Source organism: Streptomyces sp. NPDC088810 (assembly GCF_044750305.1).
Lineage (GTDB): Bacteria > Actinomycetota > Actinomycetes > Streptomycetales > Streptomycetaceae > Streptomyces.
The window spans coordinates 1,357,018-1,372,066 of sequence record NZ_JBIVJQ010000001.1 but is presented as its reverse complement, the minus strand read 5'-3'; the positions used below and the strand labels follow the sequence as shown (position 1 = coordinate 1,372,066).

The window sequence follows — 15,049 nt, the reverse complement described above, 5'->3', positions numbered from 1 at the left end:
ACCGTGACCATCACCCAGCCCGACCTCAGCGTCTTCGAGACCCTGGAGTCCGAGGTGCGCAGCTACTGCCGCGGCTGGCCCACCGTCTTCGACCGTGCGCAGGGCAGCCGGATGTACGACGAGGACGGTCATGCGTACCTCGACTTCTTCGCCGGTGCCGGATCGCTCAACTACGGTCACAACAACCCCGTGCTCAAACGGGCGTTGATCGACTATCTGGAGCGTGACGGCGTCACGCACGGTCTGGACATGTCGACCACGGCGAAGCGGTCGTTCCTGCGGGCCTTCCAGGACCTGGTCCTGCGCCCGCGTGACCTGCCGTACAAGGTCATGTTCCCGGGCCCGACGGGCACCAACGCCGTGGAGTCGGCGCTGAAGCTGGCGCGGAAGGTGAAGGGGCGCGAGGCGATCGTGTCGTTCACCAACGCCTTCCACGGCATGTCGCTCGGGTCGCTGGCCGTGACCGGCAACGCCTTCAAGCGGGCCGGTGCCGGCATCCCGCTGGTGCACGGCACGCCCATGCCGTTCGACAACTACTTCGACGGCACGGTCCCGGACTTCCTGTGGTTCGAGCGGCTGCTGGAGGACCAGGGGTCCGGGCTGAACAGGCCGGCCGCGGTGATCGTGGAGACGGTGCAGGGCGAGGGCGGCATCAACGTCGCCCGCCTGGAGTGGCTGCGCGCGCTGAAGGAGCTGTGCGAGCGGCAGGACATGCTGCTGATCGTCGACGACATCCAGATGGGCTGCGGCCGTACCGGCGCCTTCTTCTCCTTCGAGGAGGCCGGGATCACCCCGGACATCGTCACCGTGTCGAAGTCGATCAGCGGTTACGGGCTGCCGATGTCGCTGTGCCTGTTCAAGCCCGAGCTGGACGTGTGGGAGCCGGGCGAGCACAACGGCACCTTCCGCGGCAACAACCCTGCCTTCGTCACCGCCACCGCCGCCCTGGAGACCTACTGGGCCGACGGCTCCGCCATGGAGAAGCAGACCCGCGCCCGCGGCGAGCAGGTCGAGCAGGCCCTCATCTCGATCACCGAGGAGAACCTCGCCGATGTGAAGGAGTACCGCGGGCGCGGACTCGTGTGGGGCCTGGAGTTCCTCGACAAGGAGCGGGCCTCGCGGGTCGCGCGCCGCGCCTTCGACCTGGGGCTGCTCATCGAGACGTCCGGCCCCGAGGGCGAGGTCGTCAAGCTGCTGCCCGCCCTCACCATCACCCCCGACGAGCTGGACGAAGGCCTGAGCGTCCTCGCCCGCGCCGTCCGGGAAACCGCCTGACAGCAAGGAGGAAACGCACCCCCATGATCGTCCGATCCTTCAAGGACATCGAAGGCACCGACCGGCACGTCAGAGCGAAGTCCGGCACCTGGGAGAGCAAGCGGATCGTCCTCGCCAAGGAGCGGGTCGGTTTCTCCCTGCACGAAACGATTCTCTACGCCGGGACCGAGACGTCGATGTGGTACGCCAACCACATCGAGGCCGTCGTCTGCACCCGGGGCGAGGCCGAACTCACCGACCTCGAGGCCGGGAAGACGTACACCATCACCCCCGGCACCATGTACCTCCTCGACGGGCACGAGCGGCACACGCTGCGCGTCAAGGAGGACTTCCACTGCCTGTGCGTGTTCAACCCGCCGGTCACCGGCCGGGAGGACCACGACGAGAACGGCGTCTACCCGCTGCTCACCGAGCCCGAGGAGGTGTGACACACGATGACCACTGCCATCGTCACCGATCTGTACCCCACCCGCGGCACCGGCGAGGTGACCGTCCCCCGCCAGGATCCGGTCGTCTGGGGCTCCCCGGACACCCCCGGCCCGATCCCGGCCACCGACCTCCAGGCGTACGAGCGGGACGGCTTCCTCGCCGTCGACCAGCTGATCACCCCGGACGAGGTCGAGGTGTACCGGCGTGAGCTGGACCGGCTGGTCGCCGACCCGGCGATCCGCGCCGACGAGCGCTCCATCGTCGAGCCGAAGTCCCAGGAGATCCGCTCGGTCTTCGAGGTGCACCGGATCAGCGAGGTGTTCGCGAAGCTGGTCCGCGATCCGCGCGTGGTCGGACGGGCCCGGCAGATCCTCGGTTCGGACGTGTACGTCCACCAGTCCCGGATCAACGTCAAGCCGGGCTTCGGCGCGAGCGGCTTCTACTGGCACTCGGACTTCGAGACCTGGCACGCCGAGGACGGCCTGCCCAACATGCGCACGGTCTCCGTCTCGATCGCGCTGACCGAGAACTACGACACCAACGGCGGCCTGATGATCATGCCGGGTTCGCACAAGACGTTCCTGGGCTGCGCCGGCGCCACGCCGAAGGACAACTACAAGAAGTCCCTGCAGATGCAGGACGCGGGCACGCCGTCGGACGAGGCGCTGACCGCGCTGGCGAGCGAGTACGGCATCCGGCTGTTCACCGGCAAGGCCGGCTCGGCGACCTGGTTCGACTGCAACTGCATGCACGGCTCCGGCGACAACATCACGCCGTTCCCGCGCAGCAACGTCTTCATCGTGTTCAACAGCGTGGAGAACACGGCGGTGGAGCCGTTCGCGGCGCCGGTGCGCCGGCCGGAGTTCATCGGGGCCAGGGACTTCACCCCGGTGCGCTAGCCGCCCCCCCGAAACACCGGGCCGGGGCCTCCTCGTGTGGGACGGGAGGCCCCGGCCCGGTCATGTCAGCCGGACAGCGCGTCCAGCAACCGGTCCACGTCCGCGGCCGTGGTGTAGAGGTGGAAGGCCGCGCGCAGGTTGCCGGCGCGGTCGGAGACCTCGATGCCCGCCTCGCTCAGCTCCGGCTGGCGGAAGCCGAGTCCGGGGACGGAGACGATCGCCGAGCCGGGGGCGGCCACCGGCTCGTGGCCGAGGTCGGCGAGCCCCGCCCGGAACCTCTCGGCGAGGGCGACGTCGTGGGCGTGCACGGCGTCCACGCCGAGTTCCTCGATCAGTTCCAGTGAGCGCCGCAGCCCCGCGTAGGTGAACAGGGCGTGGGTGAGGTCGAACCGCCGGGCGGAGTGGGCGAGTTCGGTGACCGGGCCGTAGCAGCTGTCCCACGGCTTCTCCGCCGCGACCCAGCCCGCGAGCAGCGGGGTCAGGCCGCCGAAGTCCTCGGGAACGGTGAGGAAAGCCGCGCCGTGCGGGCCGAGCAGCCACTTGAAGGTGACGGCGGCGGTGAAGTCGTAGGCGTCCGCGTCCATCGGCAGCCAGCCGGCGGCCTGGGAGAAGTCGACGTACGTGCGGGCGCCGTGGGCGCGGGCGGCCTCGCGCAGGGCGGGCAGGTCGGCGATCCGCCCGTCGGCGGACTGGGCGGCGCTGACCGCGACCAGCGCGGTGCCCGGGCGGACGGACTCCGCGATCCGCTCCAGCGGGACCGCGCGGACCTTGAGGTCGCCGCGGACGTGGAAGGGGTTGAGCACGGAGGTGAAGTCGTCCTCGGCGGTGAGCACTTCGGCGCCCGCGGGCAGCGAGGCGGCGATCACGCCGGTGTGCGCGGCGACCGAGGCGCCCGCCGCGACCCGGGTGGCCGGGACGCCGGCGAGCCGGGCGAACGCGGCCCGGCTCGCCTCCACGTCCTCGTACAGCGAGGTCAACGGGCGGCCTTCGGCCCGCAGCAGCGCCGCCTCCTGGAGGGCGGCGACGGCGCGGGCGGGCAGCAGGCCGTTGCTCGCGGTGTTGAGGTAGCTGCTCTTCGGACTGAACTCGGCGCGGACGAGGCTCTCGAACGTCTCCGTGGTCTCCATGGGTCCACTCTGCGGCCCAGGGAACTACCCGTCCATTGCGAACTTTTACGTGGTTCCTCTTAGCGGCTCTTATACGACCGCCCCGACCTGCGCTTTCAGCCGTGCTGCGGCACCGCGCACCCGTCCGGCCCGCAGGCTGCGGCGTCACCCTGGTCGACCGGCTTCAGCGGGGAGCGCTCGCCCCAGGCCTGGGTCAGCGCCTGGGTGAAGACCTCGGCGGGCTGGGCGCCGGAGACGCCGTACGTGCGGTCGAGGACGAAGAACGGCACACCGGTGGCGCCGAGCCGGGCGGCCTCGCGCTCGTCGGCGCGGACCTCGTCGGCGTACGCGTCCGGGTCGGCGAGCACCGCGCGGGCGGCCTCGGCGTCCAGGCCGGCCTCGGCGGCCAGCTCCACCAGGCGTGTGTCGCCCTCGGTGAAGAGGGACCGCTCCTCGGCGAAGTTCGCCCGGTAGAGGAGCTGGATCAGCTGGTCCTGCCGGCCGTGCTCCTTGGCGAAGTGCAGCAGGCGGTGCATGTCGAAGGTGTTGCCGTGGTCGCGGCCCCGGGTGCGGTAGTCCAGGCCCTCGGCGGCGGCCTGGGCGCCCAGGTTGTCCTCGCCGGCCTGGGCCTGCGCCTCGCTCATGCCGTACTTCCTGGTCAGCATGGTGATGACCGGCTGGACGTCGCCCTTGGCGCGGTCCGGGTCCAGCTCGAAGGAGCGGTGCACCACCTCGACCTGCTCGCGGTGCGGGAAGGCAGCCAGCGCCCTCTCGAAGCGGGCCTTGCCCACGTAGCACCAGGGGCAGGCGATGTCGCTCCAGATCTCGACGCGCATGTCTTCGGCTCTCTCCGGGTCGTACGGGTGCGGGGGCTCTCCCCGGCCGGTACGTGAACGTTCAAGCAGGCCGTTTCATTCCCGGGGCGGCACGGCGAAGTGCAGGAAGAGGTGGTGGTCGTCGTCGGCGGGCGGGTTCGCGGGGTCCGGGAGCCAGCCCTGGCGGGCGTAGAAGGCCTGGGCGCGCCGGTTGTCCACGTGGACGTCGAGGACGGCCCGGCTCCTGCCCTCGGCGCGCCACTGCTCGACGCAGGCCGCGTGCAGGGCCCTGCCGATGCCGCGGCGCCAGCGGTCGGGGTCGACGTGGAACTGGTACAGCTTGACCGTGTCGGCGGGGCCGTCCTCCGGGGGCCGGAAGGAGGCGATGCCGGTGATCGCGCCCTCCTCCACGACGCAGAGCACCTGCCCGTCGGGGCGCTCCACGGCGCCGCGCCAGGCGGCGGCCCAGTCGATGCCGTCGTCCGGCAGGCCGTCGGGGTAGTACGTCGAGCGGGCCCTGCGGTGCAGTGCGGCGATCTGCTCGGCCTCGGCGGGCAGGGCGGTACGGATCACGCGGGCGCCCCTGACACGGTCGTTGATCATGCAGCGGAGGACGCGACCGCCCGCTGCCCGGTTCCCGGGCGGCTGGACTGCGCCCGGCAGGCGCTCGGGGTGCGGCCGGTGCCGCCGCCCGCGGTCCCGGCAGGCGCTCGGGATCAGGCCGGCCGGTGTGACGGGCCGGGCGGGCGCATCCAGCGCGCCGGGGAACTGCCGGAGACCGCCCGACCGCCCGTGGACCGGACGGCCGCCGCCCGCGGTCCCGGCACCACCGGCTCCCTCCGCGCCCGCCGGGCCCGCAGTGCGACGACGCCGGTACGCCCGCCGGGCCGGCGGCCGACCTCGTGAAGCCGAAGGCGCCCGGCCGTGCCGCCGGACGCGGTGCCGGCCGAGCGGGCCGGCACGGCGGCCCGGGAGGGCCGGGGACCGCGGGGCCCCGGAGTGCCGCTGAACGGCGGGAACGCGGGGCGAGTTCGGCCAGTTCGCCCCGGCCCCGCTCCTCAGCTGCCGTCTCGCAGGCCGGCCGGTGCGCCGGCCCGGAAGGCGATGCGGTCGTACGTCACCGCGCACCCCTCCCCCACCGGCGACTGGGCCATGAACCCGACGAGAACCGCGCCGGTCTCCTTCTCCTCACCGAGGGTGAAGAGCCGGACGAAGGTCCAGCGCTCCCCGTCCAGGGAGGCGTGGAAGGCGAAGGCCCGCCCGGTCCGGCTGACCCGCAGCCACACCGCATCCCCGTCCACCGTGAAGGAGTTGGCGTCGTCGGAGTGCCCCCGGGTGACCACCGTGCAGACGGTCGGCACGTCCGGGGAGTACTCCAGACACAGCTTCGCCCAGGCCCGCTCGCCGGCATGGACGTACAGCACCCCGGCGTCGAAGGCGGCACGGAACTGCACGGTGACCCGCGCGACGAACTGGAAGTCCCCCTCGGGCGCCCCGAGCAACCGGGGCGCGTCCGACGTGGGTTCGAGACCTTCCCCGGTGGGCGGCACGAACCGGTCCTGCCGAGCCCCGGCCGACCCCGTCAGCACACCGTCCGTATAGGACCAGCCGCCGTCCGGACCGTAGGCCCTGAGCGGGAAGGGCAGTTCAGGAAGCTCCCACTCCGTCACCGCTCCAGGACCCCGTTGAACCGCCGCGGAAGCCCCAGGGGGTTGTCGTCCTTCAGCTCGGCCGGCAGCAGGGCCTCGGGCGCATTCTGGTACGCGACGGGCCGAAGCCACCGCTCGACAGCCGTACCACCCACCGAAGTGGACGTCGAGGTGGTCGCGGGGTACGGCCCCCCGTGATGCTGGGCCGGCGCCACGGCGACACCCGTCGGCCAGCCGTTGACCAGCACCCGCCCGGCCAACGGCGTCAACTCGGCGAGCAGCTCCGGCCCCCGCCCTTGCCCCGCGGCCTCCTCGGAGGACACCTGAACGGTCGCCGTGAGGTTGCCCGGCAGGCGCGACAGCACCGTCGTCGCCTCGGCCTCGGACGCATAGCGGGCCACCACGGTGACCGGCCCGAAGCACTCCTCGAGCAGCAGGTCGTACGCCCCCTCCTCGCACAGCTTCTCCGCCGGCACCGTGAGGAACCCCGCGCTGACCGAGTGCTCGCCGCCCGCGCCCGGGGTGACCGGCGCGTCCACGTCCGGGAGCTGCGCCCGCTCGGCCACGCCGGCGATGAAGTTGTCCCGCATGCGGTGGTCGAGCAGCACCCCGGCGTCGGTGTCGCTGACGGCGTCGGTCAGGGACTTCACCAGCCGGTCGCCCGCCGCGCCGGACGGCACCAGCACCAGGCCGGGCTTGACGCAGAACTGGCCCACACCGAGGGTCATCGACCCGGCGAGCCCGCCGCCGATCTCCTCGGCCCGCTCGGCCGCGGCGGCCTCGGTGACCAGGACCGGGTTCAGCGAACCCAGCTCGCCGTGGAACGGGATCGGCACCGGACGCGCGGCGGCGGCGTCGAAGAGGGCCCGGCCGCCCCGCACCGAGCCGGTGAAGCCGGCCGCGGCGACCAGCGGGTGCTTGATCAGTTCGACGCCCGCCTCGAAGCCGTGCACGAGGCCGACCACGCCCTCGGGGATGCCGTGTTCGGCGGCGGCCCGGCGCAGCACCTTGGCGACCAGCTCGGACAGGCCCGGGTGGTCGGGGTGGGACTTGACCACGACCGGGCAGCCCGCGGCCAGCGCGCTCGCGGTGTCACCGCCGGCGACGGAGAAGGCGAAGGGGAAGTTGGAGGCGGAGTAGACGGCGACGACGCCGAGCGGCACCTTGTAACGACGCAGGTCCGGGATGGGCGGGGTGGCCGTGTCGTCGGGGTGGTTGATGATGACGTCGAGGAAGGCGCCCTCGTCGACGATGTCGGCGAAGGCCCGCAACTGGTACGTGGTCCGGGCGAGTTCGCCGGTCAGCCGGGCCGGACCGAGCGCGGTCTCGGCGTCGGCGGTCTCGACCAGACCGTCCCGGGCCGCGTCCAGGCCCGCGGCGGCCGAGCGCAGGAAGGCGGCGCGGACCGTGCGGTCGGCCAGGGCACCGCGCGCGGCGTGGGCCGCCCGGACCGCCGCGTCCACCTCCTGGGCTGTGGCCTCCACCGCAACCTGTTCACGCTGCTTCCCGGTGCGCGGGTCGACACTCCAGACTGGTGCTGCTGCCACCGCGGGTCCCTCCCGGCGTTCGATATACTGAACACCGTCTCTGATCGTGAATATGCTGCTCGGAGACTATATAACTCAGTCCTCGTCGAACGAAGGGGTCAAGGGCGATGACGGCAGCCGACACAGGCGGCGGGGCGCAGGTCAAGTCCGCGGTACGGACCGTGGAACTGCTCGAGTTCTTCGCGGGCAAGCCCGGTATGCACTCCCTCGCGGCCGTCCAGGAGGCCGTGGGATACCCCAAGTCCAGCCTCTACATGCTGCTGCGCACCCTCGTGGAGCTGGGCTGGGTGGAGACGGACGCGACGGGCACGCGGTACGGCATCGGGGTGCGGGCGCTGCTGGTCGGTACGTCGTACATCGACGGCGACGAGGTGGTGGCCGCCGCCCGCCCGACCCTGGACCGGCTCTCCGACGACACCACGGAGACCATCCACCTGGCCCGGCTCGACGGGACCAACGTGGTCTACCTCGCCACCCGCCAGTCCCAGCACTACCTGCGCCCCTTCACCCGCGTCGGCCGCCGGCTCCCGGCCCACTCGACCTCGCTCGGCAAGGCGATCCTCGCCACCTACACCGACGAGCAGGTCCGCAAACTCCTCCCGGAGACGCTGCCCGCGCTCACCGAGAACACCGTCACCGACCGGGAGCGGCTCATCGAGGAGCTGCACCAGATCCGGGAGCAGGGCTTCGCGGTCGACCGCGAGGAGAACACCCTGGGCCTGCGCTGCTTCGGCGTGGCGATCCCGTACCGCACGCCCGCGCGCGACGCCATCAGCTGCTCGGTGCCGGTGGCCCGGCTCACCCCCGCCCACGAGCAGATGATCAAGGACGCGCTGTTCGACGCGCGCGACCGGCTGACGCTGGCGACCCGCAGGCTCTGAGCCCCGGGGCCGTAGGCTCGGCGGCATGGACATCACGCTGCGGGCCGTGGAGGACGACGATCTGGCCGTGTTCCACCGGCAGATGACCGACCCGGAGGCCGCCCGGATGGCCGCCTTCGGCCCGGAGGATGCGTACGACCGGGAGGCCTTCGCGGCGTACTGGCAGCGCCTGCGGAACTCCTCCGACGTGCTGCGCACGGTCCTGGCCGACGGGGAGGTGGCCGGCAGCGCGGCCGTCTACGGAGTGGCCGGCGAGCGCGAGGTGACGTACTGGATCGACCGCGCGTACTGGGGCCGGGGCGTGGCGACGGCCGCGCTGCGGGCCCTGCTCGCCGAGGTCCCGGAACGGCCCCTGTACGCGCGGGCGGCGGCCGACAACGGCGCGTCGCTGCGCGTGCTGGAGAAGTGCGGCTTCCGCGAGGCGGCCCGGGCCCGGGGGTACGCGAACGCGCGGGGCCGGGAGATCGAGGAGGTCGTGCTGGTGCTGCCCGCTTCCTGAACACCGGATGAGAAAACCGGGCGTACGGGAACGATCCCCCCGGTCCCGATCGTCTCTCCAGCGGGATGAACAAGACGATCAGGCGGGCGTCCGTCTTCGCGCTGCTGCTCGTGCTCGCCCTGCTGGTCAGGGCGACATGGCTGCAGTTCTACGACGGCAAGGCCCTCGCGGACGACAACGACAACCGGCGGAACGCGATCGCGACCTACTCGCGGCCCCTCGGGAACATCGTCGTGGCCGGAGACGCGATCACCGGCTCGGCGCGGACGAAGGGAAGCGACCTCGCGTACAAGCGGACGTACAAGGACGGCAAGCTGTACGCGGCGGTGACGGGCTACGCCTCGCAGGCCTACGCCCCCACCCAGCTGGAGGGTGTCTACAAGGACCTGCTCAACGGCACGGACAACCGGCTGCGGACGGTGCTGGACACCGTCACCGGGGAGCGGGCCGAGCCGGGCGACGTGCTCACGACGATCGACCCGGCCGTGCAGAAGGCGGCCTACCGCGCGCTGGGCGGCAACAAGGGCGCGGCCGTCGCGATCGACCCGAAGACCGGCAAGATCCTCGCGGTGGTGTCGACGCCGTCGTACGACCCCTCCTCGCTCACCGACGCGAACACGGCCGGCACGGCCTGGAAGGCGCTCAACGCCGACAAGGAAAAGCCGCTCACCAACCGCGCGCTGCGCCAGCCGCTGCCGCCGGGCTCGACGTTCAAGCTGGTCGTCGCCGCCGCCGCGCTGGAGGACGGGCTGTACGAGAACGTGGACGAGCCCACCGACAGCCCCGATCCGTACATCATGCCCGGCACCGTGCGCGAGCTGCCGAACGAGAGCAAGTCGGCGCCGTGCAAGAACGCCTCGATCCGGGTCGCCCTGCGGTACTCGTGCAACAACGTCTTCGGTCACATGGCCGTCGAGCTGGGGCAGGACAAGGTCAGGGCCATGGCCGAGAAGTTCGGCTTCAACAACGACAAGCAGGACGTGCCGGTGCGGGCCTACCCGAGCGTCTACCCCTCCGGCATGGACAAGGCCCAGACGGCCCTGTCCGGCATCGGCCAGTTCGACGTCACGGCCACCCCGCTGCAGATGGCCATGGTCTCCGCGGCCATCGCCAACGGCGGCAAGCTGGTATCGCCCCACATGGTCTCGCAGATCACCGACAGCGGCGGTGACGTGCTGGAGGACTACGACGACAGCGCGGACACGACGGAGATCGTCAGCTCCACCACCGCCAAGCAGCTCCAGTCGGCCATGGAGACGGTGGTCAAGGACGGCACCGGCACGAACGCGCTGATCGACGGGGTGACCGTCGGCGGCAAGACCGGCACCGCCCAGCACGGCGAGAACAACAGCAAGACGCCGTACGCCTGGTTCACCTCCTACGGCAAGTCCGGCAGCAACGGCAAGGAGGTGGCCGTCGCCGTGATGGTGGAGCAGTCGGACGGGGCGCGGTCCGAGGTCAGCGGCAACGGGCTGGCGGCACCGGTCGCCAGGGCGATGATGCAGGCCGCGCTCAAGTAGCGCGGCGGAGGGGCCGTTCCGCGTTCCGGTGAACGTCCCCCTCCGCCTCGTCTGACGACCTCACCTCACTCCGAGGATCTGCTCCACGGGATCGATCGCGAAGTACACCAGGAACAGCGCCGACACCCCCCACAGCAGCCAGTTGACCTCCCGCGCCTTGCCCAGCACCGTCTTGATGACGACGTAGGACAGGAAGCCGGCGCCGATCCCGTCGGTGATGGAGTACGTGAACGGCATCGCGGCGATGGTGAGGAACGCCGGGACGGCGATCTCGTACCGGTCCCAGTCGATGTGCTTGACGTGGGTCATCATCAGGAAGCCGACGGCGATCAGTGCGGGCGCCGCCGCCTGGAGCGGGACGATGGTGAGCAGCGGTGTGAGGAAGAGGGCAAGGCCGAAGAGGCCGCCGGTGACCAGGTTGGCGAAGCCGGTCCGGGCGCCCTCGCCGACGCCGGCCGCGGACTCGATGTAGGCGGTGTTGGAGGAGGCCGAGCCGACACCGCCGGCGACGGCCGCGGCGCCGTCGATGAACAGCACCCGGCCGATGCCGGGCACCTGCCCCTCCTCGTCCAGCAGTCCGGCCTCCGCGGTGATGCCGACGATGGTGCCCATGGCGTCGAAGAAGTCCGACAGGATGAGGGTGAAGACCAGCAGGACGGCGGTGAGGACCCCCGCCTCGGCGAAGCCGCCGAACAGGCTGAAGTGACCGACCAGCCCGAAGTCCGGGGCCGCGACCATCGTGTCCGGGACCTTGGGCGTGGTCAGGCCCCAGCTCCTGATGTCGGCGACGGCGTTGATGACGATCGCGACGACGGTCATCGTCACGATGCTGATGAGGATCGCGCCCTTCACCTTCCGGGCGAGCAGCGCCAGGGTGAGCAGCACGCCGAGGCAGAAGACCAGCACCGGCCAGCCGGTGAGCCGGCCGACGGCGCCGAGCTGGACCGGCACGGTGGTGTGGGCGGCGTCCGGTATACGGCTGACGAACCCGGCGTCCACGAAGCCGATGAAGGCGATGAACAGGCCGATGCCGACGCCGATGGCCTGCTTCAGCTGCTGCGGGATCGCGTTCATGATCGCTTCCCGGAGGCCGGTGAGGACCAGGAGGCAGATGACGAGGCCTTCGAGGACGACCAGGCCCATCGCGTCCGCCCAGCTCATCAGCGGGGCGAGCTGGAAGGCGACGACGGCGTTGAGGCCGAGGCCGGCGGCGATGGCGAGCGGCAGGTTTCCGCCGACGCCCATGACGACCGTCATCACACAGGCCACCAGCGCGGTGGCGGTGACGAGTTGACCGGTGTCCAGGGCGTGGCCGTACTTGTCCTTCGCGCTGCCGAGGATGATCGGATTCAGGACAAGGATGTACGCCATGGTGAAGAACGTGGCGAAGCCGCCGCGTATCTCGCGTCCGAGCGTGGATCCCCGCTCGGAGATCCTGAAGTACCGGTCGACGGACATGGTCCCACTCCTCGTCACCTGATGATCAGTGTGCGGATGCTGGCTGGATTGTTCCCTCGTCGAACCCGGTTCAGGTTTTCTCCGTGTTACGTAATCGGGTTCGGTCTGCCATACGACGTCCGACCCCCCGTACGAGCACGTCAAACGATCACTGCTACGCTTCCGGATCTCCGTCCGGGCCCTCTCCCGGACCCTCGCATGTCATTCACATGACACACACAGAGCGCGCATCGAGAAGAGGTCACCCGTGGGCACAGTCGTCGACGACGCAGCCTCCGTGGAGTTCCATGCCTTCTTCGAACGGCACTACGCCGAACTCGCCCGCTTCGCCCACCTGTTGACCGGTGAGGCCGACGCAGCCGACGACCTGGCGGCGGACGCGCTGCTGGCGCTGTGGCACCGCTGGGACCGGGTGCGCGCGGCCGACCACCCGGTGGCGTACGCGCGGGGCGTGGTCGCCAACCTGGCCCGCACCCGGATCCGCGGCGCGGTGCGCGAGCGGCGACGGATCGCGCTGTTCTGGCCGCGCGGCGAGGAGCGGACCGAGAACCCGGACGTCGCCGGTGTGGTGGACGTCCAGGGGGCGCTGCGCCGGCTGCCGTTCCGGAAACGGGCGTGCGTGGTGCTCCGGCACGCGTTCGACCTGTCGGAGAAGGACACCGCGCTCGCGCTCGGCATCTCGGTGGGTACGGTTAAGAGCCAGACGTCCAAGGGCATGGCCGAACTGCAGCGGCTGCTCGGCCCGCAGGGCGACCCGCGGCGGGTGCACGCGGCGATGGCGGCCCGGGCCGGTGAGAGCGGAGGAAGGAACCGATGAGGCAGCAGGACGTGCACGACGAGCTGCGCGCCCGGCTGCACGAGGCGGCCGGGGCCCACGAACCCGACCGCGCGCGCATCCTGGCCCGGGTGGAGCGCGGCATGGCCGCGGGGTCCCGCCCCGACCACCGGGCCGAACGCCCGCCGGTGTTCGGCTGGGTCCGGGTGGTCACCGCGACGGCCGCGGTCGCCGGTGTGCTCGCGGTCGGGGGCTACGCGGTGGCGTCCGCGGTGAAGGACGACCCGCCGGCGCGGCAGACCGTGGCGGTGTCGCCGACCCCCTCGCGGTCCCCGGCCCCGACGACCCGTCCCCCCTCCCACACCGCCGACCCGGCGCCGAGCAAGGGCGCCGGGCAGCCGTCCCGCACACCGGGTTCCTCCCCCTCCCGTACGCCGGACGGCACCGCCCCGGCGCGGCCGCCGGTGGCGCGCGCCGAGCAGGACGGTCCCCTGTGGTCGGACGGCTCGGTGGACCCGCACAGCAACGAGTTCTGGGCGCAGAGCAATCTGACCCTCAAGACGTCCGAGCCGTTGTCGTCCCTGACGGTCGAGTTGCAGGTCGCCCAGACCGGCGGGGTCACCTCGACCGGCGCGTGGCGTTCGCTGCCGGAGGGGGACTTCAGCCAGAGCGTGGCGGAGAAGGACGGCTTTGTCGTCTACACCTGGACGCTGAAGCAGGGCCGTACGGTGCCGGCGGGGCAGTGGGTGTTCGCGGGGCAGTACGACCATACGCGCGGGGGGCGGGACGCGGGCGCCGACAGGTATGTCATGACCGCGGTGGCCGGGGGGCGTACGTATGCGGTGACCGGTGGCTTTGCCGTGCATGCGCAGGACCGCTCGGGTGGTGACTCGTAAGCGACCGGGGAGTTCCCCACGCCCCTGAAGGGGCGCGGGGAACTGCGCGACCAGCCACGACGAACCCCTGGACTCAATCCATCGTCGCCCCTACGGCGCTGGACCCCGTGGCCAGGAACACGGTGGCCGGCAACGCACCGCCGGCGCCCCGCGCCCCGTACGCACTCGCCGCGTCCGTCGACTTGAAAGCGGGCGTGCTCACCCCGCGGTCCCAGTTGTTGGCGGCGGAGACGGTGTGGGAACCCAGCTTCGCCTGGCCGCCCTTGTTGCCCACGGCCAGGTTGCGGGCCAGGCGGGCCTTGCCGGTCCCGAAGAAGTAGCCCGTCTGGGCGTTGGCGTAGGCGGTGTTGCGGTTGAGCACGATCGCCCCGGTGTTGGAGTTCTCGGTGAACCCGTTCAGGGTGTTGCCCCAGGCCGCGTCGTCGTTGACGACGTGGGCGGCCGAGGCCCCGCCGCCGCCCAGCTTGAAGCCGTTGCCGTTGCCCTCGAAGGCGGAGTCGTTCCAGCGGTTCCTGCCGTTGCCGAAGGCCCAGCTGTGCTCGATGGTGACGGGCGAGGAGAACTGCCAGAGGTCGAGTCCGTCGTCGGAGTTGTGGTAGAGGCGGGCGCCGGTGATCCTGTTGCCGGCGCCGGAGCCGAACTTGACGGCGATGCCGTCGGCGTTCTGGCCGTGCCCGGAGGCGTCGTAGTTGCCGTAACTGTCCAGGTTCCGCACGAGGTTGTTCACCGTGTTGTCGCCGCGCAGGGTGAACCCGGAGTCGCCGTTGTCCGCGGTGACGAGGTTCTCGAAGACGCCTCCGGTGGAGGAGGTGACGACGAAGCCCTGGGCCGGGGACCTCTGGAAGGTGAGGTTCTGCACGGTCCAGTAGCTGCCGTAGATGCCGGCGAGCCAGGAGCCGGCGGGCAGCTTCGAGCCGTCGATCCTCACCTTCTCGCTGCCGTGGGCCTTCAGCGTGATCCGGTTCGAACGGGTGCCACTGGCCGTGGACTTGAGGGTGGCGGTCGGGTAGTAGGTGCCGCCCCGCACCTGGATGACGGTGCCGGGGGTGGCGTTCCTGACCGCCGACTCCAGCTGGGCGGTGGTGGACACGGTGACCGTGGCCGTGGCGGCCTGGGCACCGCCGTCGGACAGGCCGAGGCAGACGCCGCCGGCCCCTGCGGCGACAGCCACCGCGGCGGCGATCGAGAGGGTGCGGGTCCTGCGGTGGCGTCCGGTGCTCTGCCGCACGGGGCGTTCCTTTCGTAGGGGGCGTGACGGGTTCCGGTCGCCGCCGTGACCGGAACGGGTTGCCGGGCCCCC

The 15,049-nt window shown here is 71.5% G+C and carries 15 protein-coding genes; 8 read left to right on the top strand and 7 right to left on the bottom strand.

Going from position 1 to position 15,049, the window contains the following annotated elements; all coding sequences use genetic code 11:
- Window positions 1-3 precede the first annotated feature (3 nt).
- The 3 genes from ectB to thpD are packed head-to-tail and all read left to right on the top strand — an operon-like array spanning window position 4 to window position 2,603.
- Window positions 4-1,275, top strand: coding sequence for a diaminobutyrate--2-oxoglutarate transaminase (gene ectB, locus ACIP4Y_RS06310; RefSeq protein WP_401388373.1), 1,272 nt, complete (start codon window positions 4-6; stop codon window positions 1,273-1,275).
- A gap of 23 nt (window positions 1,276-1,298) precedes the next feature.
- On the top strand, window positions 1,299-1,703 hold the full coding sequence (locus tag ACIP4Y_RS06305; RefSeq protein WP_401388369.1) for an ectoine synthase: 405 nt from the start codon (window positions 1,299-1,301) through the stop codon (window positions 1,701-1,703).
- Window positions 1,704-1,709: 6 nt separating this feature from the next.
- Window positions 1,710-2,603 carry an ectoine hydroxylase gene (gene thpD / locus ACIP4Y_RS06300; protein ID WP_358644228.1) on the top strand — a complete coding sequence of 298 codons (894 nt, stop codon included), beginning with the start codon at window positions 1,710-1,712 and terminating at the stop codon, window positions 2,601-2,603.
- A 65-nt stretch (window positions 2,604-2,668) separates the two neighbouring features.
- On the opposite strand, the gene ACIP4Y_RS06295 is transcribed toward thpD, so the two are convergent.
- The 5 genes from ACIP4Y_RS06295 to ACIP4Y_RS06275 all read right to left on the bottom strand — a co-directional run bounded on the left by ACIP4Y_RS06295 (window position 2,669) and on the right by ACIP4Y_RS06275 (window position 7,720).
- A complete protein-coding gene (locus tag ACIP4Y_RS06295) occupies window positions 2,669-3,730 on the bottom strand; it encodes an aminotransferase class V-fold PLP-dependent enzyme (protein WP_401388366.1) in 1,062 nt (353 codons plus the stop codon).
- Window positions 3,731-3,825: 95 nt separating this feature from the next.
- Entirely contained in the window at window positions 3,826-4,545 is a 720-nt protein-coding gene (locus tag ACIP4Y_RS06290) for a DsbA family oxidoreductase (RefSeq protein WP_358644224.1), read from the bottom strand.
- Between the two features lie 75 nt (window positions 4,546-4,620).
- Window positions 4,621-5,127: a GNAT family N-acetyltransferase gene (locus ACIP4Y_RS06285; RefSeq protein ID WP_401388363.1), complete on the bottom strand. Its 507-nt coding sequence runs from the start codon at window positions 5,125-5,127 to the stop codon at window positions 4,621-4,623.
- 455 nt (window positions 5,128-5,582) lie between these two features.
- Window positions 5,583-6,194, bottom strand: a complete 612-nt coding sequence (locus ACIP4Y_RS06280) for a DUF1349 domain-containing protein (protein WP_401388360.1) — start codon at window positions 6,192-6,194, stop codon at window positions 5,583-5,585.
- On the bottom strand, window positions 6,191-7,720 hold the full coding sequence (locus ACIP4Y_RS06275; RefSeq protein WP_358644219.1) for an aldehyde dehydrogenase (NADP(+)): 1,530 nt from the start codon (window positions 7,718-7,720) through the stop codon (window positions 6,191-6,193). The genes ACIP4Y_RS06280 and ACIP4Y_RS06275 overlap by 4 nt, the downstream gene beginning before the upstream one ends.
- Before the next feature lie 107 nt (window positions 7,721-7,827).
- On the opposite strand from ACIP4Y_RS06275, the gene ACIP4Y_RS06270 reads away from it, so the two are divergent.
- The 3 genes from ACIP4Y_RS06270 (at window position 7,828) to ACIP4Y_RS06260 (ending at window position 10,620) form a co-directional block, all read left to right on the top strand.
- Window positions 7,828-8,601 carry an IclR family transcriptional regulator gene (locus ACIP4Y_RS06270; protein WP_358644217.1) on the top strand — a complete coding sequence of 258 codons (774 nt, stop codon included), beginning with the start codon at window positions 7,828-7,830 and terminating at the stop codon, window positions 8,599-8,601.
- Between the two features lie 25 nt (window positions 8,602-8,626).
- Window positions 8,627-9,100 carry a GNAT family N-acetyltransferase gene (locus ACIP4Y_RS06265; RefSeq protein ID WP_401388356.1) on the top strand — a complete coding sequence of 158 codons (474 nt, stop codon included), beginning with the start codon at window positions 8,627-8,629 and terminating at the stop codon, window positions 9,098-9,100.
- Window positions 9,101-9,165: 65 nt separating this feature from the next.
- Window positions 9,166-10,620: a peptidoglycan D,D-transpeptidase FtsI family protein gene (locus ACIP4Y_RS06260; protein WP_401388353.1), complete on the top strand. Its 1,455-nt coding sequence runs from the start codon at window positions 9,166-9,168 to the stop codon at window positions 10,618-10,620.
- 60 nt (window positions 10,621-10,680) lie between these two features.
- Here ACIP4Y_RS06260 and ACIP4Y_RS06255 read toward each other — a convergent pair whose 3' ends face one another.
- On the bottom strand, window positions 10,681-12,078 hold the full coding sequence (locus ACIP4Y_RS06255; RefSeq protein WP_401388350.1) for an NCS2 family permease: 1,398 nt from the start codon (window positions 12,076-12,078) through the stop codon (window positions 10,681-10,683).
- Window positions 12,079-12,325: 247 nt separating this feature from the next.
- Between ACIP4Y_RS06255 and ACIP4Y_RS06250 the strand changes: the two genes are divergently transcribed.
- Both ACIP4Y_RS06250 and ACIP4Y_RS06245 read left to right on the top strand, forming a co-directional pair.
- Window positions 12,326-12,895 (top strand): SigE family RNA polymerase sigma factor, encoded by a 570-nt coding sequence (locus tag ACIP4Y_RS06250; protein WP_358644209.1) that lies wholly within the window; start codon window positions 12,326-12,328, stop codon window positions 12,893-12,895.
- Window positions 12,892-13,749, top strand: a complete 858-nt coding sequence (locus ACIP4Y_RS06245) for a hypothetical protein (RefSeq protein WP_401388347.1) — start codon at window positions 12,892-12,894, stop codon at window positions 13,747-13,749. The genes ACIP4Y_RS06250 and ACIP4Y_RS06245 overlap by 4 nt, the downstream gene beginning before the upstream one ends.
- Window positions 13,750-13,822: 73 nt before the next feature.
- Here the strand turns inward: ACIP4Y_RS06245 and ACIP4Y_RS06240 are convergent, their stop codons facing one another.
- Window positions 13,823-14,977, bottom strand: coding sequence for a right-handed parallel beta-helix repeat-containing protein (locus ACIP4Y_RS06240; RefSeq protein WP_401388344.1), 1,155 nt, complete (start codon window positions 14,975-14,977; stop codon window positions 13,823-13,825).
- Window positions 14,978-15,049 lie beyond the last annotated feature (72 nt).

Excerpts from the sequence above, each read along its gene's own strand:
- ACIP4Y_RS06305 (WP_401388369.1), top strand. The coding sequence starts at position 1,299 with ATGATCGTCCGATCCTTCAAGGACATCGAAGGCACCGACCGGCACGTC.
- thpD (WP_358644228.1), top strand. The coding sequence starts at position 1,710 with ATGACCACTGCCATCGTCACCGATCTGTACCCCACCCGCGGCACCGGC.
- ACIP4Y_RS06295 (WP_401388366.1), bottom strand. The coding sequence starts at position 3,730 with ATGGAGACCACGGAGACGTTCGAGAGCCTCGTCCGCGCCGAGTTCAGT.
- ACIP4Y_RS06290 (WP_358644224.1), bottom strand. The coding sequence starts at position 4,545 with ATGCGCGTCGAGATCTGGAGCGACATCGCCTGCCCCTGGTGCTACGTG.
- ACIP4Y_RS06285 (WP_401388363.1), bottom strand. The coding sequence starts at position 5,127 with ATGATCAACGACCGTGTCAGGGGCGCCCGCGTGATCCGTACCGCCCTG.
- ACIP4Y_RS06270 (WP_358644217.1), top strand. The coding sequence starts at position 7,828 with ATGACGGCAGCCGACACAGGCGGCGGGGCGCAGGTCAAGTCCGCGGTA.
- ACIP4Y_RS06265 (WP_401388356.1), top strand. The coding sequence starts at position 8,627 with ATGGACATCACGCTGCGGGCCGTGGAGGACGACGATCTGGCCGTGTTC.
- ACIP4Y_RS06260 (WP_401388353.1), top strand. The coding sequence starts at position 9,166 with ATGAACAAGACGATCAGGCGGGCGTCCGTCTTCGCGCTGCTGCTCGTG.
- ACIP4Y_RS06255 (WP_401388350.1), bottom strand. The coding sequence starts at position 12,078 with ATGTCCGTCGACCGGTACTTCAGGATCTCCGAGCGGGGATCCACGCTC.
- ACIP4Y_RS06245 (WP_401388347.1), top strand. The coding sequence starts at position 12,892 with ATGAGGCAGCAGGACGTGCACGACGAGCTGCGCGCCCGGCTGCACGAG.